This window comes from Paenisporosarcina sp. OV554 (assembly GCF_003058165.1).
Lineage (GTDB): Bacteria > Bacillota > Bacilli > Bacillales_A > Planococcaceae > Paenisporosarcina.
In genome coordinates, this window is the sequence record NZ_QBUC01000007.1 from 119,061 (window position 1) to 136,412 (window position 17,352).

Genomic DNA, 17,352 nt, shown 5'->3' on the forward strand with positions numbered 1-17,352 from the left:
CAAGGTATCGAATAGACGATACGATAGCAACAATTTACTTTTAGTAAAGACCTAATAAGAAGAAAATTGATGAATAATACTCGATGGAATATTTCAGAAATTCAGCAATACAATAGCAGGAAGATAAATTTCCTTGGAAAATATTTGTTTTGATAGAAACTAGGGACATATATTTAAATCATTGACGAGGTTAAAGTAAATGGAATTTGTATTCACAGAGAACCGGTACAGGTGGAAGCCGGTAATACACCCATTTGCGACATCCCCTCTGAGTGGAATGCTGAAAGGTATATACCGTTTAGGCTTTCCCGGTAATCTGCACCAAAAGATTATCGTTATCAACGGATAAGCATTGCTTGTCCATGAGGCTGCGGATACGCAGTGAAATAGGGTGGTACCATGAAGCTTTTTCATCCCTATACAAAGAACATGTTTCTTTGTGTAGGGATGGAAAAGCTTTTTTATTTCACAAAAGTTACAAAAAGGAGGCGGAAGGATTGAAAGTAACCATGAAGGTAACAGATGTAGCCCAACAGGAACAGCAATTGAGAGGTGCTGATGTCTTGATTCAGTCTTTAAAACAACAAGGTGTTGATTTGATTTTTGGTTATCCAGGAGGAGCTGTGCTACCGATTTATGATGCCCTTCATAAAAATCCTATCCGTCATGTACTTGCAAGACATGAGCAAGGTGCGATACATGCCGCTGAAGGTTATGCGCGAGTCTCCGGAAAAACAGGGGTTGTGATTGCTACATCGGGACCAGGCGCAACAAACTTGGTGACAGGAATTGCTGATGCGATGCTCGATTCACTTCCACTGGTGATCATTACAGGTCAGGTTGCATCTTCAGTAATTGGAACGGATGCTTTCCAGGAAGCGGACATTGTAGGCATTACGCAACCCATTACAAAACATAATTATCAGGTTAAGGATATACAAAACTTGCCACGAATCATCAAGGAGGCATTTTATATTGCTTCCACGGGACGTCCAGGACCTGTCGTGATAGATATACCGAAAGATATTTCAGCAGAGGTATTCAAAACAAGCGGAGTGGGGGATGAGGAAGTATATTTGCCTGGTTACCAACCAACTAGGAGTCCAAACTATCTTCAAATTCAAAAAGCAATTCAGGTATTATCTCGAGCAAAAAAACCACTTATTCTTGCGGGTGCAGGTATCCTTACCGCTAAAGCTACAGAAGAATTAAAGGAATTTGTGGAACGCTATCAGATTCCCGTGGTTAATACATTACTAGGGCTAGGAAGCATAGAGGGCAGTCACAAATTGTTTCTCGGAATGGCAGGAATGCATGGAACCTATACAGCAAATACAGCAATCTGTGAATGTGATGTACTAATAAACATCGGCGCTCGTTTCGATGATCGTTTGACTGGCAATCTTGCTCATTTTGCACCAAATGCAGTAGTGATTCATATTGACATCGATCCTGCTGAAATCGGAAAGAATGTACCGACTGCGATTCCGATTGTGGCAGACGCTAAGGACGCATTGCAGGCGTTAAATCAAACATTTGCAGGTCCAGATACAGGAAAATGGCTGGAAGGTTTATCAGATAACACAGAGAAATATCCACTTTTCTATAAAGCGGATAAGCAACGGGGAATTCTTCCTCAGCAAGCAATTGAATTGATCCACCGATTAACTAAAGGTGATGCAATTGTCACGACAGACGTTGGCCAGCATCAAATGTGGGCGGCCCAATATTATTCATTTAATCATCCACATAATTGGGTAACTTCAGGAGGGTTAGGAACGATGGGCTTTGGCTTCCCTGCTGCAATTGGGGCACAACTTGCGAAGCCGAATTCTAAAGTAATCTCTATCGTAGGAGACGCAGGATTTCAAATGACCTTGCAGGAATTATCCCTGTTGCAGGAATTACGTCTTCCAGTGAAAATCGTCATTTTAAACAATCGATGTCTTGGCATGGTGAGACAGTGGCAGGAAACATTCTACGAAGAACGTTATTCACAGTCGCTAATACATGTTCAACCAGACTTTGTGAAACTGGCACAGGCTTATGATATTCAAGGCTACAAAGTTGAAACAATGGAAGAAGCAGAAGCAGTGTTTACGGAAGCCTTTAATTCCAATGAACCTGCGCTAATTGATTGCCGGGTGGTGCAAATGGAAAACGTCTATCCAATGGTCGCACCAGGGAGAGGGCTGAATGAGATGATTGGAGTGAGTGGCGAGTGAAACGGATAATAACAGCTACGGTAATCAATCAAAGTGGCGTAATGAACCGCGTTACAGGCCTTTTAATGAAAAGGCAGTTCAATATTGAAAGTATTTCAGTTGGTCACACTGAACAGGCGGGAATGTCAAAAATGACGTTTGTAGTCAATGTTGAAGATGAAGGGAAACTTGAACAGCTTCTGAAACAGCTGCAGAAACAAATTGATGTGATCAAAGTTAATGATATAACAGACAGAGCGATTGTCATGAGGGAATTGGCACTCGTCAAAGTAGTCACTCCACCATCCGTCAGAAATGAAATTTACAGTATTGTTGAACCATTTCGAGCGACAGTAGTGGATATGAGCAAAAATATTACCACATTTCAAGTGATTGGCCACCCAGAAAAAATTGAAGCGTTCATTGATTTAATGAAACCATATGGCATTAAGGAACTAACTAGTTCAGGTGTTTCAGCATTTGTTCGGGAGACGCAAAAATCAAATACAGAAAAACTATCAATTTAAATTAAAAAACCAAGGGGGAATTTAAATGGCAAAAATGTATTATAACCAAGACGTAAACGAACAGGTATTGAAAGGTCAAACAATCGCAATCATCGGTTATGGATCTCAAGGACATGCACATGCACAAAATCTAAATGATTCAGGATTTGATGTGGTAGTAGGCGTACGACCTGGAAAATCTTTTGATCAAGCAAAAGCGGACGGTTTGCATGTTACATCGGCAGCGGAAGCGGCGAAGGTGGCGGATGTCATCATGATGCTCGTTCCAGATGAGCGTCAGACACAAGTCTACAACGATGATATCAAACCAGGACTTACTGCTGGTAAATCACTAGTTTTTGCTCATGGTTTTAACGTTCATTTCAACCAGATTGTGGCCCCTGAAAATGTGGATGTATTTTTAGTAGCACCGAAAGGACCGGGCCATCTAGTTCGTCGAACATTTGAAGCTGGAGCCGGAGTCCCCGCCCTAATCGCGATTCATCAAGATGTTTCGGGTCAAGCTCAAGAAGTAGCACTTGCTTATGCAAAAGGAATTGGTAGCACTCGTGCTGGAGTACTGGAAACGACGTTTAAAGAAGAAACAGAAACCGATTTATTCGGAGAACAAGCAGTACTGTGCGGCGGATTAACTGCTCTTGTGAAGGCAGGTTTTGAAACGCTTGTGGAAGCAGGATACCAACCGGAACTTGCTTACTTTGAATGCATGCACGAATTAAAATTAATTGTAGATTTGATGTATGAAGGTGGCATGTCAGGAATGCGTTCATCCATTTCAGATACAGCTCAGTGGGGAGACTTTGTTTCAGGACCACGAATTGTTGATGACGGTACTAAAGCCCGCATGAAAGATATTCTCAGCGACATTCAAACTGGAAAATTTGCAAAAGGATGGTTGCTTGAAAATCAATTGAACCGCCCTGAATTTAGCGCAATTGAAAAAGCGGAAGAAACACATCAAATTGAAATTGTGGGACGTGAACTTCGCTCGATGATGCCTTTTATTAACGAAGGGAAGCCAAAAGTAAAAGAGGTGGTCGCAAGTGCGAGAAATTGAAATTTTTGATACGACGCTAAGGGATGGAGAACAGTCGGCTGGTATTAATTTAAATACTGCTGAGAAAATTGAAATCGCTCGTCAGCTCGAACGGTTTGGTGCAACGATTATCGAGGCTGGATTTCCTGCCGCTTCAGCCGGTGATTTCGATGCGGTGCAGCGAATTGCTGGCACTGTGAAAAATTCAATCGTGACAGGACTTGCACGGTCAGTTAAAAGTGATATAGATAGAGCTTGGGAAGCGTTAAAGGGAGCGGAGCAGCCCCATATCCATATTTTCTTGGCTACTTCACCGATCCATATGGAACACAAACTGTTGAAAACACCGGAGCAAGTGGTAGAAATTGCAGTTGATTCAGTCAAATATGCTCGAAAGTTTTTTCCTCTTGTCCAGTGGTCAGCAGAAGATGCTTCCCGTTCTGATCCGGAATTTTTAGCTCATATTATTCAAAAAGTGATTCAAGCGGGTGCGACAACGATTAATCTACCAGATACGGTGGGCTATGCGACACCAAGTGAGTATGGTGCGATGTTCAAATATATGAAAGAAAATGTACAGGGTATCGAGAAAGTTAAGTTGTCTGCTCATTGTCATGACGATCTGGGAATGGCTACAGCTAATACACTGGCAGCCATCGAAAATGGTGCAAATCAAGTTGAAGGAACAATCAATGGCATTGGAGAACGTGCGGGGAACGTAGCATTGGAAGAAATTGTCGTCGCTTTACATATCCGCAAACACTTATATGGCATTAACACCACTGTGAATCTTCATGAGATTAAGCGCACAAGCCAGTTGGTCAGTCAATTGACTGGTAGTTTTATTCAGTCGAACAAAGCGATTGTCGGGAAAAATGCTTTCGCTCATGAATCTGGTATTCATCAAGACGGTATGCTAAAGAATCCATTAACTTATGAAATTATTACTCCGGCATTGATTGGAGATGCAAGTACAGAGTTGGTGCTTGGTAAACATTCCGGTAGACATGCTTTCAAAGACCGTGCCATTAAAATGGGCTTTGAACTGAGTGATGAGAAATTGAATAAAGCATTTGCCGAATTTAAAAAGCTGGCAGATAGCAAAAAAGAAATTGTGCAAGACGATTTATTCATCTTACTAACAGATCAGCAAATTAACGAAAAGAATACACCTGTCTATGAATTGGCAAGTGTGCAAGTGCAGTACAGCACGGAGAATATTCCTACAGCGACCGTATCTGCTTATCAACCTACTGGTGAATTAATTGCTGAAGCCGCAATTGGAGCAGGTTCAGTTGAAGCGATATTCAACACATTGGAACGCATCGTAAAAGGTAAAGTTCATATTTTGGATTACCGAGTAACATCAGTTGGTAAAGGTCGCGATGCATTAGGCGAAGCGGTTATCAACTTAAGTTATAACGGAGAGACGGTTACAGGTCGTGATGTAGCACAAGATGTATTGGAAGCGACGGCAAAAGCCTATCTAAACGCAGTAAATCGCCAGCTAGTGAAAGTAGGACAAAAAGTAGAATTAGTGGTTGGGTGAAAAAATAGGAACAGGAGGAATTTACAATGGAAAAAACGATAGCAGTATTGCCTGGAGACGGGATCGGACCAGAAGTTACAAAAGCGGCAGTTAAGGTGCTGCAAACCATTGGAATGCGTTATGGTCATACTTTCCATTTTAAGCACGCGGCAATCGGTGGTGAAGCGGTAGATAAGTATAGAAATCCGCTGCCTCAGGAAACCCTGGATGTTTGTGAAGCCAGCGATGCGATCCTACTAGGTGCAGTTGGAGGGGCTAAATGGGACCAACAACCTTCTCACTTACGGCCAGAAAGAGGGCTTTTGAACATCCGAAAGCATTTTGATTTGTTCGCGAATATCCGTCCAGTAAAAGCTATCCCTTCACTTTTAAGCTCATCACCCTTAAAAGATGATGTAGCCAAAGATGTAGACATGGTGATTGTAAGGGAATTGACGAGCGGCTTGTATTTCGGTGAACCAAAACGACACTCTGATAAGTCTGGAGTTGATACCCTAGTCTATACAAGGGAAGAAATAGAGCGCGTAGTCAATCAAGCGTTTGAAATTGCTCGCACACGGAGAGGCAAAGTAACTTCTATCGATAAAGCCAATGTTCTTGAGACGAGCAAGTTATGGCGTGAAGTTGTAGAAGAACGTAAGAAAGCCTATCCTGATATCGAAGTGGAGCATATGCTTGTTGATTCTGCAGCCATGAAGCTGATTACCAATCCTCGTACATTTGATGTGATCGTTACTGAAAACCTGTTCGGTGATATTTTGAGTGATGAAGCATCCGTAATCACGGGATCTCTCGGCATGTTGCCTTCTGCTAGTATCCGTTCCGATGGCTTTGGGATGTACGAGCCAGTTCACGGTTCTGCACCTGACATTGTTGGACACAACAAAGCGAATCCTTCTGGAGCTATTTTGTCTGCAGCGATGATGTTGAAACATTCTTTCGGTCTTCAATCGGAAGCATTGGTGATCGAAGAAGCTGTATTAAGCGTATTAAGAGATGGCTATTGCACGGGTGACTTGTTTACAGAAGGAAAACGCGTCGTCTCCACTGAAACTTTCGTCACGAAAGTCATTGAAGAACTTGAAAGAGAGTTTGTATCTGAACACATTATGTACTCATATGTCTAGTTAATGGAGGAGAAACTTATGCAAAAAACGATTATTGAAAAGATATGGGAACAACATATTGTTTACGAAGAACAGGGAAAGCCGGATCTCCTATATATAGATCTTCATTTATTGCACGAAGTTACTTCTCCCCAAGCATTTGAAGGTTTGCGTCTTAATAATCGGAAGGTTCGACGACCAGATTTATGCTTTGCGACTATGGATCATAACGTACCAACGAGAAACCGTGAAACCATAAAGGATCCGATTTCCCTAATACAGATTAAAACCCTACAGGAGAATTGCGAAGAGTTCGGTGTGCCGCTTGCTGGAATCAATCATCCAGATCAAGGGATTGTTCATGTCATCGGACCTGAGCTCGGGTTGACCCAGCCAGGTAAAACCATCGTTTGTGGGGACAGCCATACCTCCACTCACGGAGCATTTGGTGCATTAGCATTTGGTATCGGGACAAGTGAAGTGGAGCATGTGCTTTCGACTCAAACCCTTTGGCAATCTAAACCCAAAACAATGGAGATACGCATCAATGGACAACTTGGTTTCGGTGTAACGGCTAAGGATGTCATTTTGGCGATTATTGCTAAGTTCGGTATTGATATGGGAACAGGTCACATTATAGAGTACACAGGTGAAGCCATCCGCAACTTAACGATGGAACAACGAATGACAATTTGTAATATGTCTATTGAAGCAGGGGCTCGCGCAGGGTTAATTAGTCCGGATGAAAAAACAGTGGAGTACTTAAGAGGACGAAGACATGTTCCACAAGGCGCTGATTTTGATAAAGAAGCAGCGTATTGGTTATCACTTGCAAGCGATTCGGCAGCAACATACGATGTATCGTTGAGCATTCATTGTGATGAAATATCTCCATTCGTCACATGGGGTACTAATCCTTCGATGGGTACTGGCATTGCAGGACATGTACCTTATGCAGCTGATTTCGAAAGCCAGGCAGATCGTGAAGCGTTGCATCAAGCACTTGCATATATGAATCTTGAAGAAGGTACGCCGATGTCTTCAATAGCTATTCAACATGTCTTTATCGGTTCTTGTACCAATGCAAGGTTAGGAGACTTACAGGCAGCAAGTAAGGTCGTAGAAGGTAAAAAAGTGCATCCTTCTGTAACAGCTATCGTCGTTCCAGGTTCCGCATCTGTAAAACGAGCAGCGGAAGAGGAAGGCTTGGATAAAATATTCCTTGAAGCTGGATTTGAATGGCGTGAAACGGGTTGCAGTATGTGTCTAGCGATGAATGATGATGCGGTTCCAGCAGGTGAACGCTGCGCTTCAACTTCCAACAGAAACTTTGAAGGACGCCAAGGAGCGGGATCGATGACACATCTTGTTAGTCCAGTCATGGCGGCAGCTGCTGCCATAGAAGGTCATTTCACAGACATTCGAACGTATATACGTGAAGTAGTGTCAACATCATGAACTTAACGAGCGAGGGGGGTATACAAGTGAAGCCGATTAATAAAATTGTAAGCGTCATAACACCGCTTGATCGGAAAAATGTAGACACAGATCAAATCATTTCAAAGGAATTTTTGAAACGCATTGAGCGTACAGGTTTTGGCAAGTATTTATTTCATCATTGGCGCTTCTCTTCGGACGGAAAACTAGTAGAAGATTTTGTGCTTAATGATTCACGGTATAGAGGGTCAGAGATCTTAGTGGTTCAAGAGAATTTCGGTTGCGGCTCCTCACGCGAGCATGCGCCCTGGGCAATCCAAGATTACGGATTTAATGTAGTTATTGCACCAAGCTTTGCAGATATTTTTTATAATAATTGTGTGAAGAATGGCATTCTGCCGATTCGACTGCAGGGATTCCAAGTGGATGAACTTATTCGCAAAGGGAAAGCTCAGGAATATAAGGTGGTCATAAACTTGCAAGAGCAGACTGTTGAAGGACAAGCTGGCATCGTCTATGAATTTGCAATCGATCCCTACTGGAAAGAGATGCTTTTAAATGGATGGGATGAAATTGCATTAACGTTCCAGTATGATGCATACATCGCGGAGTATGAGCAAAAGACACATCTACTGTAAATGACTTTTAAAGGAGATGGGATTATTGGGGATTACTATGGAACCGAAGGAATATACAACGCTTTTGAAAAACTAGCAACTATTGTCCACCGCACACCGTGTAAACAATCAAGCACATTGAATAGCATCAGTGGCAGTAAAGTTTATTTGAAACTTGAAAATCTACAGAAAACAGGTTCTTTCAAAGTCCGTGGCGCATTCAATAAAATTAGTCAATTATCCGATGAGGAAAACGCAAAAGGGATTATTGCTGCTTCAGCGGGAAATCACGCGCAAGGTGTGGCTCTCGCGTGTAGAGAAAAAGGAATACCGGTAATTATCTTTATGCCTGAAACGACACCACAAGCAAAGGTAATGGCTACACGACAATATGGGGCGGACGTTCGACTTGTTGGAAATAATTTTGATGAAGCCTATTCAGCTTCAAAGAAACACCAACTTCTAACTGGAGCAACATTCGTTCATCCTTTTGATGACTTGGCAATTATTGAAGGTCAAGCAACGGTAGCAATGGAAATGCTCCAACAATGTCCAGACCTCGATACCATCATTGTTCCAACAGGAGGGGGTGGCTTGCTTGCGGGGACGGCACTTGCGGTTAAATTAATCCGTCCGTCAGTGCGTGTCATTGGAGTTCAGGCTCAAGTAACTTCCCCCATTGCAGCGAGTTTCCGAGACACCAACTTTGTTTCAAATGCGTTTTCACCGACCATGGCAGAAGGCATTAATGTAAGAGTACCAGGCAAGCTGACGACAAAAATTATTCAAGCTTATGTTGATGACGTGATTACAGTAACTGAAGAGGAAATTGCTTCATCTATCCTCTTTATGCTAGAACGCGAAAAAATGTTAGTTGAAGGCGCTGGGGCAGCTGCAGTGGCTGTCGCTCTTCATCATCGCCTCCCAAGTACCTCGTCTAGTACAGGGGTTATTGTAAGTGGAGGCAATTACGATATTGGCAAATTAGATGAGTGTCTTAAAACTGCAACAGGTATAGTTGTAGCAAGTTCATTTTAATAGTTGAAACCCTTCGCTGTTGTGCGAAGGGTTTTCTTATTGAATAAAGAAATTTATCATTTAGGTCTACTAAAGTGCAATCACTTTTCCTCAGGTTTCCGGGGAGCTTGGGAAAGCATCAGGCTGCACCTTTGCCTAATGAAGAAGTTAAGTGGTGGATATGACGATGTCACATCCACCACTTACTATTACAGTAATCTTGCGGCTCAGTTGCTTTCGTCGCTCTGGATGCGTCCGAAGCAGACTGGAAACCTTTTTGCATAAAAGTAATTATTATCTGCTACCGTTTATAATTCCATTAAATTAAGTGCCACTTCCAGAGTCGTAGTCTCGAAAATAAATTAAGAAGAAAGAGGTCGAAATATCATCTTCTGCAAATATCTCTAGAAAGTTAGCGACGCTTCTCTAGTAAACCAAAATTTTAAATCTTTTGAGCGTCTAGATACCTAGCGAGCGAAGAACGCGACCCACCGCAGAATGATCCCCTTTGTTCTTAGAATAAGAAAGAATGGAATTTTGGAATGCCGTTCATTGTATTTTTATAGATTTGCGAATAGAAACGACAAAACAGCACGTAGGAAACAAATCGTCAGTCAGAGGTGCTTCGCTTCAGCAGAATGCCCTCGTTATATTCAGACTTTTCGAGCTTCAGTCAAACCAATGACTTACTATTGACAACGTTTTAGCGATTTGTTAATTTAAGTTGTGCACTTTAACGCATTAGCAAACTAAAGGAGTTTGATATATATGAACGCTGTAATATTTGCAGTTGCAGTAATGTTGGTATTAAGCTTACTGCGTGTTAACGTAGTATTTGCTTTACTTATAGGAGCGATCTCAGGTGGGCTAGTTGGTGGTCTGTCATTGACTAATACCATCACGACTTTTACAGAGGGGTTAGGAGGCGGAGCTTCAATCGCCTTGAGTTATGCTTTACTTGGAGGATTCGCAGTTGCGATTTCAAAAACCGGAATTCCAGAACTTCTCGTGGCAAGCATTCTTAAAATGATTAAAAAGGATGGGGACACTGAAAAAACTGGATTGGCAAAAACGCTCATCATTTTAGCGTTATTGCTCATGGCTGTATTTTCTCAAAATTTAATTCCGATTCATATTGCCTTCATTCCCTTACTCGTTCCACCAATCATTCATGTGATGAATTTACTTAGACTAGATCGTCGTCTCATCGCCTCGGTGTTAACATTTGGTTTGACGGCTCCATATATATTATTACCATATGGCTTTGGTTTCATCTTCCACGAAATTGTTGCTATACAAATGGAAGCTGCTGGCCTCGCAATCGATATGAAGGATATTCCTTTTGCGATGTTGATTCCGACAGCCGGTCTTGTTATAGGTCTTTTAATTGCTATCTTCATTTCTTATAGAAAACCAAGAGAGTATACGCAAGATATTAAAATAGAAGAAACAGCCTTAACCAACGTTAATAAAAAACTCATTTTCTTTACTGTTCTCTCACTAATTGCTGCACTGGTTGTTCAGATTCAAACAGAGTCGATGATTATGGGTGCACTCGCTGGAATCTTAACGTTATATGTAACAGGAGCTCTTAAATGGAAAGAAGCAGATATTCTATTAACAGATGGAATGCGTTTGATGGCGTTCATAGGTTTTGTAATGATTACAGCAAATGGTTTTGCTTCCGTGATTCAAGCGACAGGAGATATTGAATTGCTAGTTGCAAGTTCATCTTCTTTATTAGAAGGGAACAAAGCGTTAGCTGCAATGCTTATGCTTTTGATTGGTTTACTTATTACAATGGGAATCGGATCTTCATTTGCAACGATTCCAATTATCGCCGCGATATTCGTTCCGTTAGCTATTGAGTTTGAATTTAGTACGTTAGCAATCATTTCTTTAATAGGAACTGCAGGTGCACTGGGTGATGCAGGCTCGCCAGCTTCAGACAGTACGCTTGGTCCGACTGCCGGATTAAACGTAGATGGTCAACACAATCACATCTGGGATACGTGTGTTCCAACGTTCATTCATTACAATATTCCGTTACTAGTATTCGGTTGGATTGCTGTCATGGTGTTATAAAGTAAGAACTTAATGTTCGGACAATTCATCAAGCTATTGAAAGAAAATAGGATCCATCATACAATAAGAAAGCATTAGAAAGAATTTCGTCAAACCACTTGCGTTATTCTTTTTATTTATGTATAATATTGAAGTTGGTCTTTATCTGACTGCGATGATGCGAGAGGTTACCGACACACCCGGCCGCTTTGCCATGGCGGGATGTTGGAAAATTTTCGTTGAGAATGTCTAGTAAATAGGCGAAAAGGAGGGAAAATTATGGCAAAACAAAAAATTCGTATCCGTTTGAAAGCGTATGATCACCGAATTCTTGATCAGTCTGCTGAAAAAATTGTGGAAACTGCGAAACGTTCAGGTGCAAGTGTATCAGGTCCGATTCCACTTCCAACTGAGAAGTCTGTGTACACAATTCTTCGTGCGGTTCACAAGTACAAAGATTCTCGTGAACAATTCGAAATGCGTACGCATAAACGTCTGATCGATATCGTTAACCCAACACCACAAACTGTTGATGCGTTAATGAAGCTTGACTTACCATCTGGCGTTGACATTGAAATCAAACTTTAATGGTAAACGACAAATAGAATTAAACAAACAATTATTGTAGGAGGTGTGACAAATGACCAAAGGAATCTTAGGTAGAAAAATCGGTATGACGCAAGTATTTGCTGAGAACGGTGACTTAATCCCTGTAACTGTAATTGAAGCTTCTCCAAACATAGTGCTTCAAAAGAAATCAGTTGAAACAGATGGCTACGAATCAATCCAATTAGGTTTTGAAGATAAGCGCGAAAAGCTTTCTAACAAACCAGCAAAAGGACATGTAGCAAAAGCAAGCACTACTCCTAAGCGCTTCATCCGTGAATTCCGCGGCTTGAATATAGCTGAGTACGAAGTTGGTCAAGAGGTCAAGGTTGAAAGTTTCACAGAAGGCGATATTGTAGACGTTTCAGGCGTTACAAAAGGTAAAGGTTTCCAAGGTGTTATTAAACGCCACAACCAATCTCGTGGACCAATGGCCCACGGATCTCGTTACCACCGTCGTCCAGGTTCAATGGGGCCAGTTGCTCCGAACCGCGTGTTCAAACAAAAGAAATTACCTGGTCAAATGGGTGGTACTATGGTGACGATCCAAAACTTAGAAATCGTTAAAGTTGATGCTGATCGTAACTTGCTACTTGTTAAAGGTAATGTTCCTGGTTCTCGTAAAGCATTAGTAGTAGTAAAAACTGCTATAAAAGCTAACTAATTAAATAGAGAAAGGAGGAAACAGGAATGCCAAAGGTATCTTTACTTAACCAAACAGGTTCATCTGTTGGTGAAATCGAATTAAACGATGCGGTTTTCGGAATCGCTCCAAACAATAATGTATTATTTGATGCAGTAATCGCTCAACGCGCTTCACTTCGTCAAGGTAATCATAAAGTTAAAAACCGTTCTGAAGTTGCTGGTGGTGGTCGTAAGCCATGGAAACAAAAAGGAACAGGTCGTGCTCGTCAAGGTTCGATTCGCTCTCCACAATGGCGTGGTGGTGGTGTTGTTTTCGGTCCAGTTCCACGTAGCTACAGCTACAAACTACCGAAAAAAGTTCGTCGTTTAGCTCTTCGTTCAGCTCTTTCTGCGAAAGTGTTGGAACAGAACTTCATCGTTCTTGAAAGCTTAATGTTCGATGCACCAAAAACAAAAGATTTCTTGAAAGTGTTGAAAGACCTTTCAATCGAGAAAAAAGCTTTGTTCGTTACAGCTGAACTTGATGAAAACGTAGCAAAATCTGCTCGTAACATCCCAGGAGTATCAGTAGTATCAGCAACAGGCATTAATGTTCTTGACTTGCTTGGACATGACAAAATTGTTGTGACAAAAGCTGCAGTAGAGAAAATCGAGGAGGTGCTAGGATAATGGAAGCACGTGATATTATTAAACGTCCGGTCATTACCGAGCGTTCTTCTGAAGTAATGGAAGAGAAAAAGTACACTTTCTTAGTGGACACTCGCGCCAACAAAACTCAAGTTAAACACGCAATCGAAGAAATCTTTGGAGTAGATGTTGAGAAAGTTAACATCATGAACTACAAAGGTAAATTCAAACGCGTTGGTAAATTTGGTGGATATACTAACAAGCGCCGTAAAGCTATTGTTAAATTAACTGCAGAAAGTAAAGACATCGAATTATTCGAGGTTTAATCCATACAGGATTCAAATTGAACTAACAAGAAGGAGGGAATAAACATGGCGATTAAAAAGTACAAACCTACCTCCAACGGTCGACGTAACATGACAACTTCGGATTTCGCTGAAATCACGACTAACAAGCCTGAGAAATCATTGCTTGAACCTGTCAAACGTAAAGGCGGCCGTAATAACCAAGGTAAGTTAACTGTTCGTCATCAAGGTGGCGGCCATAAGCGTCAATATCGTGTTATCGATTTCAAACGAAATAAAGATGGCATTCCAGGACGCGTTGCTACTATTGAGTACGATCCAAACCGCTCTGCAAACATTGCATTAATTAATTATGTAGATGGTGAAAAACGTTACATCCTAGCAGCAAAAGGATTAGAAGTTGGCATGATGATCATGTCGGGTCCAGAAGCTGATATTAAAGCGGGTAACGCATTACCATTACAAAACATTCCTATGGGTTCTACAATCCATAACATTGAAATGAAGCCAGGTAAAGGTGGACAATTAGTTCGTTCTGCTGGTACTTCTGCTCAAGTACTAGGTAAAGAAGACAAGTATGTAATTATTCGTCTTCAATCTGGTGAAGTTCGTATGATCTTAGGAACTTGCCGTGCAACAATTGGTCAAGTTGGTAATGAACAACACGAATTAATCAACATTGGTAAAGCAGGTCGTAATCGTTGGTTAGGTAAACGCCCAACTGTACGTGGATCTGTAATGAACCCGAACGACCATCCACACGGTGGTGGTGAAGGTAAATCTCCAATTGGACGTAAATCTCCAATGTCTCCATGGGGTAAACCAACTCTTGGTTACAAAACTCGTAAAAAGAAAAACAAGTCAGACAAATTTATCGTTCGTCGTAGTAGCGCTAAAAAATAAAGTGATTCATCTGCGGTTCACACAAAGAGCCGTAGCGATATCACTGAGGGAGGTACCACAATGGGCCGTAGCTTGAAAAAAGGACCTTTCGTTGATGACCATCTAATGAAGAAGGTTGACGCACAAAAGGATTCCGAGAAAAAACAAGTAATCAAAACCTGGTCTCGCCGTTCAACAATATTCCCGACTTTTATCGGATTAACGATCGCAGTATATGATGGACGTAAACACGTTCCTGTATATGTGACTGAAGATATGGTAGGACATAAATTAGGCGAATTCGCACCTACGCGTGCTTATAAAGGCCATGGTAATGACGATAAGAAAACAAGACGCTAATTGAGAGGAGGATATCCTAATGCAAGCTAAAGCTATTCTTAGAACAGTGCGTATTGCCCCTCGTAAAGTACGATTAGTCGTCGATTTAATCCGAGGCAAGCAAATCGGTGAAGCAGTTGCGATTTTGCGCCTTACACCAAAGGCCGCATCTCCAGTAGTTGAAAAACTATTGAAATCTGCGGTTGCAAACGCTGAGCACAACTTAGATTTAGATATGAATAAACTAGTTATTTCTGAAGTTTTTGTTGATGAAGGTCCAACATTAAAACGTTTCCGTCCACGTGCTATGGGGCGTGCGAGTGCGATTAACAAACGCACAAGCCACATTACTATCGTGGTATCTGAGAAGAAGGAGGGATAATTCGTGGGTCAAAAAGTACATCCAATAGGATTGCGTATAGGCATTATTCGTGATTGGGAGTCAAAATGGTATGCAGAAAAAGACTATGCAACTTTCCTTCATGAAGATTTAAGAATTCGTGAATACATCGAAACACGTTTGAAAGAAGCTTCTGTTTCTAAAGTAGAAATCGAACGCGCTGCAAACCGTGTTAACGTAACTATTCACACTGCTAAACCAGGAATGGTTATTGGTAAAGGTGGTACGGAAGTGGAAGCACTACGTAAAAACCTTAATGCTACTACTGGCAAGCGTGTCCACATTAACATCGTGGAAATTAAACGTCCGGATCTAGATGCGAAATTAGTTGCTGAGAACATTGCTCGTCAATTAGAAAATCGTGTATCTTTCCGTCGTGCACAAAAACAATCGTTACAACGCACTATGCGTTCTGGCGCTAAAGGTATTAAAACTCAAGTATCTGGACGCTTAGGCGGAGCTGATATTGCTCGTGCTGAGCATTACAGTGAAGGAACTGTACCACTTCATACTTTACGTGCTGACATTGATTATGCACATGCTGAAGCTGACACAACTTATGGTAAGCTTGGTGTTAAAGTTTGGATCTATCGTGGTGAAGTCCTTCCAGTTAAGAAGAATTCTGTGGAAGGAGGCAAATAATATGTTAATGCCTAAACGCGTTAAATATCGTCGCGAACACCGCGGAAAAATGCGCGGAGAAGCAAAAGGCGGTAAAGAAGTATCTTTCGGTGAATTCGGCTTACAAGCTGTTGAAGCTAGCTGGATTACTAACCGTCAGATCGAAGCTTCTCGTATTGCAATGACACGTTACATGAAACGTGGCGGTAAAGTTTGGATTAAAATTTTCCCACATAAACCTTATACTAAAAAGCCTCTAGAAGTTCGAATGGGTTCTGGTAAAGGTTCACCTGAGGGATGGGTAGCAGTAGTTAAACCAGGAAAAGTAATGTTCGAAATTGCGGGTGTCTCTGAAGAGGTAGCACGCGAAGCACTTCGACTTGCAGCACATAAGCTTCCTGTGAAATGTAAAATCATTAAACGTGAAGAAATTGGTGGTGAATCTAATGAAAGCTAATGAACTCCGTGACCTTACCACTGCAGAAATTGAACAAAAAGTGAAATCACTGAAAGAAGAGCTTTTTAACCTTCGCTTCCAATTGGCGACTGGTCAATTAGAAAACACAGCACGCATTAGCCAAGTACGTAAAGCTATTGCGCGTATGAAAACTGTGATTCGTGAAAGAGAAATCAGTGCAAATAACTGATAAAGGAGGTTTTCGAGCATGACTGAGCGTAATCAACGCAAAGTATACACGGGCCGTGTTGTTTCTGACAAAATGGACAAAACTGTAACTGTTATGATTGAAACATATAAAAAGCATAAACTTTACGGTAAACGTGTTAAATACTCTAAAAAGTTCAAAGCGCATGATGAGCTAAACGAAGCTAAATTAGGCGACGTAGTTCGTATCATGGAAACTCGTCCGTTGTCTGCTACAAAACGTTTCCGTCTTATGGAAGTTGTAGAAAAAGCGGTAATTATTTAAATAATAAAGTTCGGGACAGACCAAATTCCGAGAGGAGGTTACCTAAGTGATCCAACAAGAGAGTCGTATGAAAGTTGCTGACAACTCAGGTGCACGTGAAGTATTAACAATTAAAGTGCTTGGTGGTTCTGGTCGTAAAACTGCTAACATCGGCGATGTAGTCGTATGTACAGTTAAGAAAGCAACACCAGGTGGCGTTGTCAAGAAAGGTGACGTCGTTAAAGCCGTTATCGTTCGCACTAAAAGCGGCGTACGCCGTAAAGACGGTACTTATATCAAATTCGATGAAAACGCATGTGTTATCATTCGTGACGATAAAGGCCCGCGCGGAACTCGTATTTTCGGACCTGTTGCACGTGAATTACGTGACAATAGCTTCATGAAAATCGTATCTTTAGCTCCGGAAGTTCTTTAATCAACATGAAAGTGCTAAACAAGGAG

At 41.5% G+C, this 17,352-nt stretch carries 21 protein-coding genes; all 21 read left to right on the forward strand.

The features are described 5' to 3' along the window. Positions 1-509 precede the first annotated feature (509 nt). Positions 510-2,225 (forward strand): biosynthetic-type acetolactate synthase large subunit, encoded by a 1,716-nt coding sequence (ilvB, locus tag C8K15_RS08525; protein ID WP_199224082.1) that lies wholly within the window; start codon positions 510-512, stop codon positions 2,223-2,225. After that, a complete protein-coding gene (ilvN, locus tag C8K15_RS08530; RefSeq protein ID WP_108586000.1) occupies positions 2,222-2,731 on the forward strand; it encodes an acetolactate synthase small subunit in 510 nt (169 codons plus the stop codon). The genes ilvB and ilvN overlap by 4 nt, the downstream gene beginning before the upstream one ends. 25 nt (positions 2,732-2,756) lie before the next feature. Continuing rightward, the gene (ilvC, locus tag C8K15_RS08535; RefSeq protein ID WP_108586001.1) at positions 2,757-3,788 is read left to right on the forward strand and encodes a ketol-acid reductoisomerase; all 1,032 of its coding nucleotides are present in this window, start codon (positions 2,757-2,759) and stop codon (positions 3,786-3,788) included. Beyond that, the gene (locus C8K15_RS08540) at positions 3,775-5,316 is read left to right on the forward strand and encodes a 2-isopropylmalate synthase (protein ID WP_108586002.1); all 1,542 of its coding nucleotides are present in this window, start codon (positions 3,775-3,777) and stop codon (positions 5,314-5,316) included. The genes ilvC and C8K15_RS08540 overlap by 14 nt, the downstream gene beginning before the upstream one ends. 26 nt (positions 5,317-5,342) lie before the next feature. Further along, positions 5,343-6,443 carry a 3-isopropylmalate dehydrogenase gene (gene leuB, locus C8K15_RS08545; protein WP_108586003.1) on the forward strand — a complete coding sequence of 367 codons (1,101 nt, stop codon included), beginning with the start codon at positions 5,343-5,345 and terminating at the stop codon, positions 6,441-6,443. Positions 6,444-6,461: 18 nt separating this feature from the next. Next, the gene (leuC, locus tag C8K15_RS08550) at positions 6,462-7,880 is read left to right on the forward strand and encodes a 3-isopropylmalate dehydratase large subunit (protein ID WP_108586004.1); all 1,419 of its coding nucleotides are present in this window, start codon (positions 6,462-6,464) and stop codon (positions 7,878-7,880) included. Positions 7,881-7,906: 26 nt separating this feature from the next. After that, a complete protein-coding gene (gene leuD / locus C8K15_RS08555; RefSeq protein ID WP_108586005.1) occupies positions 7,907-8,497 on the forward strand; it encodes a 3-isopropylmalate dehydratase small subunit in 591 nt (196 codons plus the stop codon). Then, positions 8,498-9,514 (forward strand): threonine/serine dehydratase family protein, encoded by a 1,017-nt coding sequence (locus tag C8K15_RS08560; protein ID WP_108586006.1) that lies wholly within the window; start codon positions 8,498-8,500, stop codon positions 9,512-9,514. It abuts the gene before it with no gap. 747 nt (positions 9,515-10,261) lie between these two features. Then, positions 10,262-11,578 carry a Na+/H+ antiporter family protein gene (locus tag C8K15_RS08565; protein ID WP_108586007.1) on the forward strand — a complete coding sequence of 439 codons (1,317 nt, stop codon included), beginning with the start codon at positions 10,262-10,264 and terminating at the stop codon, positions 11,576-11,578. Between the two features lie 258 nt (positions 11,579-11,836). Next, a complete protein-coding gene (gene rpsJ, locus C8K15_RS08570; protein ID WP_004233624.1) occupies positions 11,837-12,145 on the forward strand; it encodes a 30S ribosomal protein S10 in 309 nt (102 codons plus the stop codon). 52 nt (positions 12,146-12,197) lie between these two features. Next, positions 12,198-12,827, forward strand: a complete 630-nt coding sequence (rplC, locus tag C8K15_RS08575) for a 50S ribosomal protein L3 (RefSeq protein ID WP_024536504.1) — start codon at positions 12,198-12,200, stop codon at positions 12,825-12,827. Positions 12,828-12,853: 26 nt separating this feature from the next. Further along, complete coding sequence (rplD, locus tag C8K15_RS08580) at positions 12,854-13,477, forward strand: 50S ribosomal protein L4 (RefSeq protein WP_108586008.1); 624 nt, start codon at positions 12,854-12,856, stop codon at positions 13,475-13,477. Next, a complete protein-coding gene (rplW, locus tag C8K15_RS08585) occupies positions 13,477-13,761 on the forward strand; it encodes a 50S ribosomal protein L23 (protein ID WP_017381518.1) in 285 nt (94 codons plus the stop codon). Before rplD ends, rplW begins: the two co-directional genes overlap by 1 nt. Before the next feature lie 45 nt (positions 13,762-13,806). Beyond that, positions 13,807-14,643, forward strand: coding sequence for a 50S ribosomal protein L2 (gene rplB / locus C8K15_RS08590; protein WP_024536506.1), 837 nt, complete (start codon positions 13,807-13,809; stop codon positions 14,641-14,643). 60 nt (positions 14,644-14,703) lie between these two features. Next, complete coding sequence (gene rpsS / locus C8K15_RS08595) at positions 14,704-14,982, forward strand: 30S ribosomal protein S19 (protein ID WP_016429886.1); 279 nt, start codon at positions 14,704-14,706, stop codon at positions 14,980-14,982. A gap of 19 nt (positions 14,983-15,001) precedes the next feature. After that, a complete protein-coding gene (gene rplV / locus C8K15_RS08600) occupies positions 15,002-15,343 on the forward strand; it encodes a 50S ribosomal protein L22 (RefSeq protein ID WP_024536507.1) in 342 nt (113 codons plus the stop codon). Between the two features lie 3 nt (positions 15,344-15,346). Continuing rightward, positions 15,347-16,003, forward strand: a complete 657-nt coding sequence (gene rpsC / locus C8K15_RS08605) for a 30S ribosomal protein S3 (protein ID WP_108586009.1) — start codon at positions 15,347-15,349, stop codon at positions 16,001-16,003. Position 16,004: 1 nt separating this feature from the next. Beyond that, the gene (gene rplP, locus C8K15_RS08610; protein WP_108586010.1) at positions 16,005-16,439 is read left to right on the forward strand and encodes a 50S ribosomal protein L16; all 435 of its coding nucleotides are present in this window, start codon (positions 16,005-16,007) and stop codon (positions 16,437-16,439) included. After that, positions 16,429-16,629 (forward strand): 50S ribosomal protein L29, encoded by a 201-nt coding sequence (gene rpmC / locus C8K15_RS08615; RefSeq protein ID WP_016429890.1) that lies wholly within the window; start codon positions 16,429-16,431, stop codon positions 16,627-16,629. The genes rplP and rpmC overlap by 11 nt, the downstream gene beginning before the upstream one ends. A gap of 18 nt (positions 16,630-16,647) precedes the next feature. After that, positions 16,648-16,911 (forward strand): 30S ribosomal protein S17, encoded by a 264-nt coding sequence (rpsQ, locus tag C8K15_RS08620; RefSeq protein WP_024536510.1) that lies wholly within the window; start codon positions 16,648-16,650, stop codon positions 16,909-16,911. A 46-nt stretch (positions 16,912-16,957) separates the two neighbouring features. Continuing rightward, positions 16,958-17,326 carry a 50S ribosomal protein L14 gene (rplN, locus tag C8K15_RS08625; RefSeq protein ID WP_017381510.1) on the forward strand — a complete coding sequence of 123 codons (369 nt, stop codon included), beginning with the start codon at positions 16,958-16,960 and terminating at the stop codon, positions 17,324-17,326. Positions 17,327-17,352 lie beyond the last annotated feature (26 nt).

Coding starts and splice junctions, on each gene's coding strand:
- ilvB (WP_199224082.1), top strand. CDS start 510: ATGAAGGTAACAGATGTAGCCCAACAGGAACAGCAATTGAGAGGTGCT.
- ilvC (WP_108586001.1), top strand. CDS start 2,757: ATGGCAAAAATGTATTATAACCAAGACGTAAACGAACAGGTATTGAAA.
- leuB (WP_108586003.1), top strand. CDS start 5,343: ATGGAAAAAACGATAGCAGTATTGCCTGGAGACGGGATCGGACCAGAA.
- leuC (WP_108586004.1), top strand. CDS start 6,462: ATGCAAAAAACGATTATTGAAAAGATATGGGAACAACATATTGTTTAC.
- C8K15_RS08560 (WP_108586006.1), top strand. CDS start 8,498: ATGACTTTTAAAGGAGATGGGATTATTGGGGATTACTATGGAACCGAA.
- C8K15_RS08565 (WP_108586007.1), top strand. CDS start 10,262: ATGAACGCTGTAATATTTGCAGTTGCAGTAATGTTGGTATTAAGCTTA.
- rpsJ (WP_004233624.1), top strand. CDS start 11,837: ATGGCAAAACAAAAAATTCGTATCCGTTTGAAAGCGTATGATCACCGA.
- rplC (WP_024536504.1), top strand. CDS start 12,198: ATGACCAAAGGAATCTTAGGTAGAAAAATCGGTATGACGCAAGTATTT.
- rplD (WP_108586008.1), top strand. CDS start 12,854: ATGCCAAAGGTATCTTTACTTAACCAAACAGGTTCATCTGTTGGTGAA.
- rplW (WP_017381518.1), top strand. CDS start 13,477: ATGGAAGCACGTGATATTATTAAACGTCCGGTCATTACCGAGCGTTCT.
- rplB (WP_024536506.1), top strand. CDS start 13,807: ATGGCGATTAAAAAGTACAAACCTACCTCCAACGGTCGACGTAACATG.
- rpsS (WP_016429886.1), top strand. CDS start 14,704: ATGGGCCGTAGCTTGAAAAAAGGACCTTTCGTTGATGACCATCTAATG.
- rplV (WP_024536507.1), top strand. CDS start 15,002: ATGCAAGCTAAAGCTATTCTTAGAACAGTGCGTATTGCCCCTCGTAAA.
- rplP (WP_108586010.1), top strand. CDS start 16,005: ATGTTAATGCCTAAACGCGTTAAATATCGTCGCGAACACCGCGGAAAA.
- rpmC (WP_016429890.1), top strand. CDS start 16,429: ATGAAAGCTAATGAACTCCGTGACCTTACCACTGCAGAAATTGAACAA.
- rpsQ (WP_024536510.1), top strand. CDS start 16,648: ATGACTGAGCGTAATCAACGCAAAGTATACACGGGCCGTGTTGTTTCT.